3 protein-coding genes are annotated in these 4,113 nt (G+C 67.0%); 2 read left to right on the top strand and 1 reads right to left on the bottom strand.

Going from position 1 to position 4,113, the window contains the following annotated elements:
- Window positions 1-599, top strand: a 599-nt coding sequence (locus MJD61_00775) for an isoaspartyl peptidase/L-asparaginase (GenBank protein MCG8553813.1), incomplete at its 5' end; no start/stop codon positions are given.
- Between the two features lie 47 nt (window positions 600-646).
- Here the strand turns inward: MJD61_00775 and MJD61_00780 are convergent.
- On the bottom strand, window positions 647-2,269 hold the full coding sequence (locus MJD61_00780; protein MCG8553814.1) for a choice-of-anchor B family protein: 1,623 nt from the start codon (window positions 2,267-2,269) through the stop codon (window positions 647-649).
- Between the two features lie 257 nt (window positions 2,270-2,526).
- Between MJD61_00780 and MJD61_00785 the strand changes: the two genes are divergently transcribed.
- The gene (locus MJD61_00785) at window positions 2,527-4,098 is read left to right on the top strand and encodes an MYXO-CTERM sorting domain-containing protein (GenBank protein ID MCG8553815.1); all 1,572 of its coding nucleotides are present in this window, start codon (window positions 2,527-2,529) and stop codon (window positions 4,096-4,098) included.
- The last annotated feature ends 15 nt before the right edge of the window (window positions 4,099-4,113 follow it).

The raw sequence follows: 4,113 nt of genomic DNA on the forward strand, positions 1-4,113 counted from the left end.
CCGGCGAGGGCGCCGATGCATTCGCCGAGCTCCGAGGGCTCGACATGGTGCCGCCCGAGTACTTCTACACGGAAGCGCGCTACCGTGCCATGCAGCGCCTCAAGCAGCAGGGTCTAGACGAGACCGCGCTTTCGGAAGACACGGCCTTGGAGCACACACTCGGGCCGCCCGCCGAGCCGGACAAGCTAGGGACCGTGGGCGCCGCAGCTTTGGATCGGGCGGGCAACCTGGCGGCCGGGACCTCCACGGGCGGCACGACGAACAAGCGCTTCGGGCGCGTGGGTGACTCTCCGCTGCTCGGGGCCGGCAACTACGCGAACAACCGCAGCTGCGCCGTGTCCTGCACCGGCGAGGGCGAGTTCTTCATGCGGCTGCTGGCCGCCTACGACGTTTCGGCGTTGATGGAGTACCGGGGCCTGGGTCTCGAGCAGGCGGCCCGCGAAGTCGTGATGCAAAAGGTGACACGACTCGGCGGCCGCGGCGGGCTGGTCGCGATCGATCGAGCCGGCAGGGTCGCGATGCCGTTCAATACACCCGGCATGTATCGGGGCCACATCGACGCTGCCGGCCGGCGCCTGGTAGCGGTTTACGAGCAGTAGGGTGTTCACGCCGGCGCCGGGCGACCGGCGGGTTGGGCGGAGCCTTATCAGCGCTCGAACGCTCCCGGCGCGCCCTTGATGTTCGGATAGACGACCCACAGGTCCGGTCCGGTGATGAGCACCAGCCCGCTCCGGTAGAACGGATACACGTTCCAGGCCCCGTCCATGCTGTTGTCGTTGGCTCCCGGGTGGGAATCGAAGAACGCGATCTCGTTGAGGTTGGCCTGGGCTACCCCCGTGATGTCCAGGATGCGCAGGCCGCCCTTGTAGTTGGCTTGGAACGCGAAGTTCTCGCGGATGTAGAGGTTGTGGTCGGTGACCGGCTCGGAGCTGGTGTAGACGCCCACATACCTCGGCATGGCAAGCTGACTCATGTCAAAGACGAAGGTCTTCGTGTTGCCCCCACTCTGCCCTTCATCGAGCTCATCGCCTACCAGGAAGTAGCGATGATCTTCGGTCAGCCAGCCCTGGTGGGTGTAGGCGCGGCCCGGGTACATCCCGCGGCCGATTCGTGTCACGTTCATCTTGTCGGTCACGTCGTGGATGGCGACGTGGCTTTCGGCAGAGCTCAGGCAGATCTCCTTGCCTGCGTGGGCCGGATCGGGTCCTCGGTAGTTGACACACTGGACATCATGGACCCCGAAATTGCCGGGGAAGCAGCCCATGTCCTTGGGATTCTTGGGGTCCCGGACGTCCACGATCCGTACGCTGCGGCAGTTGTCGGTGGCCACCGGGTAGGCAAACCCCGACTCGGGATTTAACCCTATGTTGTGGCTGCTGCCAAAGCTGCTGAGATGCGCGGTTTCGTTGAATGTAGCTCCCGGCGAGTCTGTGCGCAGCTGCGTCAGGTCGAAGACCTGCATGCCGTGTCCGTTGTTTTCGGATACGATGAAGGCATGGTCTTTGTAGACCTTCAGGTCCCGCCAGATATCCAGACCCCGTGCCGAATGCGTCTTGAGGTTACCCACCTTTACAGGCATGCAGGGGTTGCTGATATCCACGAAGGCCGTCCCGTTGCGAAGGCCGACCAGCGCGTACTCCTTGCCGGTCGTGGGGTCTTGCCAGCCCCAGCTGTCGTTTGCCTGGGCGCCAAGCTCCTGCGAGCTCATGTGAGCCATCAGGTCCACGGCCTTGCAGTCGTACCTGCCGGCCCTGCCGTTTGAGCAGGCGGTGGCTTGCGCCTGGCAGGCCGCCACCTGCGGCGGCGCTGTCGTGGGGATGGGTCCGAGGCCGCCCAAGCCGGGCGCCGTCAGCCCGCCCATCCCCGTCAGCCCGCCCATCCCGCCGAAGCCGGGTGCCCCGCCGAAGCCGGCGCTGCCCGGCAGGGTTGTTCCCGCAACGCCCATCCCAGCGAGACCCGGCGACCCACCGGACCCGGCAATCCCCTGACCGCCAACGGGGAGCCCTGGCGATCCACCCGGGCCGGCAGCACCTGCCGGTCCAACACCTCCGCCGCCTGGCATCCCCGTTCCGCCAGGGCTACCTGGCAGGACGGCCCCGCCCGACGTGCCGGCCGCCCCCGAGGCCGCTGCTCCCGAGCCGGGCTGTGTCGGCGGGGGACCGGCGGATCCAGGGACCGGGGCGGTTTCGGCTGAACAGGCCGTGGCAAGGGCGGCAGCGCCTAGCAGCAGGGCTGCGCGACGGGCCGGCAGCATGGACTCGCGTTTCATTTCGTCACCTTGAGGTTCATGGTCCCTGAGATTCGTTGTTACCCCAGGTACGTTGGGCCCCCTAGTCCCAGCGTGGTACGGACCGGGGGCTCACCGCGACACCGACTGCCCCTGTGCCGCCCGCAAAGGACTGCACGTGTAGGCAGCCGCAGTTGCCATACCGGCAGCCTATGAATGCGCCTGCAAGGGGGGTTCGGCTCAGGTTTTCTTTCCATGGGCCGAAGTCGCTCTCCGCAACATCGCTATACTGGGCAAGGATGCCATCTAGGACTTGCTGCGTTCGACCCGCGGGCTGTCTGGGCTTGCGCGCTGCCCGGTGGGGGGCCTTGCTGATCGCTGCTGCGATCCTCGCTTGGGGCGGCGGGTTGTCGGCCAACGGGCGCTTTCCCACCGCTCAGCAGCTCCTCGAAGACCCCAAGGATCCACGCCATCTGGTCTTGCGCGCCACCTACGGGGTGCTCACGACCTACGACGCAGGCGCGAACTGGTCGCTGATCTGCGAGGAAGCCGTGGATTATCAGCCGAACGAGGACCCCGTCCTGGGTCTGATGGACAACGGCAACCTCATCGCGTCAACCTTCAAGGGGCTTGCCCTGTCGCAGGACGGCGGCTGCAGCTGGCAGCGTGCCATCGGCGGCGGCATGGAACCGCTCGAGATCGTGGATGTCACGGTCGAGCCCGGCAACCGCACCAACGCCTTTGCCCTCGTGGCGCAGCTCATCCACGCGCAGCAGGCCTATGTGCACCAGATTTGGGCCAGCACCGACAACGGACTGACCTGGCGGGCTCGGGGCAGTCCCTGGGGAGCCGACCGCGAGCTCGTGGGATTCGCCTTCGAGGCGGCCCCGAGCGATCCCAGGCGCATCTACATCAGCGCGACGCAGGCGAGGGGAGTCGGCTTCGAGCTCGACGGAGTGCTGCGCCGTTCGGACGACGGCGGCGTCACCTGGTCGACGTTGCCCATCGCAGGCACCGACAGCTCGCACGTGCCTTACCTGTCGGCGGTGTCACCGAGTAATCCCGACGTGCTCTACGTGCGGGTTCAGGGCAGCGACGACGATGTGCTGTTGCAGTCGCTGGACGGCGGCAAGAGCTGGCAAGAGCGGCTTCGGGGTCGGGCTATGATGGCGGGTTTCGCGCTGTCCCCCGACGGTTCGCAGATCGCTATCGGCTTCGGGCGACCGCTGCTTCCGCGCCAAAAGACGGTGATCGATTGCTCGCTGCTCGGGGTCTGGATCGCGTCCACGCAGGACTTCCTGTTCTCGAGGGTGCCAGGGCTCAATGGTTCGGTCCACTGCCTTACCTGGACCAACCACGGTCTTTACGCCTGCACCGGTCACAAGGACCATGGGTTTGCGCTTGCTGTTTCAGGCGACGCGGGCAACAGCTTCGTGCCCCTCATGGAGCTCGATGCAGTGGCCGGGCTGCAAGCCTGCCCTCCCACGAGCGCCGTCGCGAGCCAGTGCGCCGAGCCCTGGCTGCGCCTGTGTCCCATCGTGGGCAAGCCGTGTGCGGGACAGCGCCTGGACCCGACCACCGGCGTAAACGATCCGAACGGGACGCTCAGCATGTGTCAGGGCGTAGTGGACGCTGGCCCGCCCCCCGACGCAGGCCCGCCCGCTGCTGGTGCCGGCGCCCAAGGGCCCGCTGCGTCGGGCACCGCGTCTCCGCCCCCTTTGCCCAACGCCCCGAGCTCGGGCTGCGGCTGTCAGACCTCCGGGACACGGGCCTCTGGTCACCTCTTGTGGGCACTCGTCTTGATCGGCGCCGTCGTGCAGCTGCTCCGCCGCCTGGGCCATTCTGAACAGGAACCAGCCGGCAAGCGCTAGGCCTTGCGAGAGCCC

Source organism: Pseudomonadota bacterium (genome assembly GCA_022361155.1).
Lineage (GTDB): Bacteria > Myxococcota_A > Polyangia > Polyangiales > JAKSBK01 > JAKSBK01.

Coding starts and splice junctions, on each gene's coding strand:
- MJD61_00780 (MCG8553814.1), bottom strand. CDS start 2,269: ATGAAACGCGAGTCCATGCTGCCGGCCCGTCGCGCAGCCCTGCTGCTA.
- MJD61_00785 (MCG8553815.1), top strand. CDS start 2,527: ATGCCATCTAGGACTTGCTGCGTTCGACCCGCGGGCTGTCTGGGCTTG.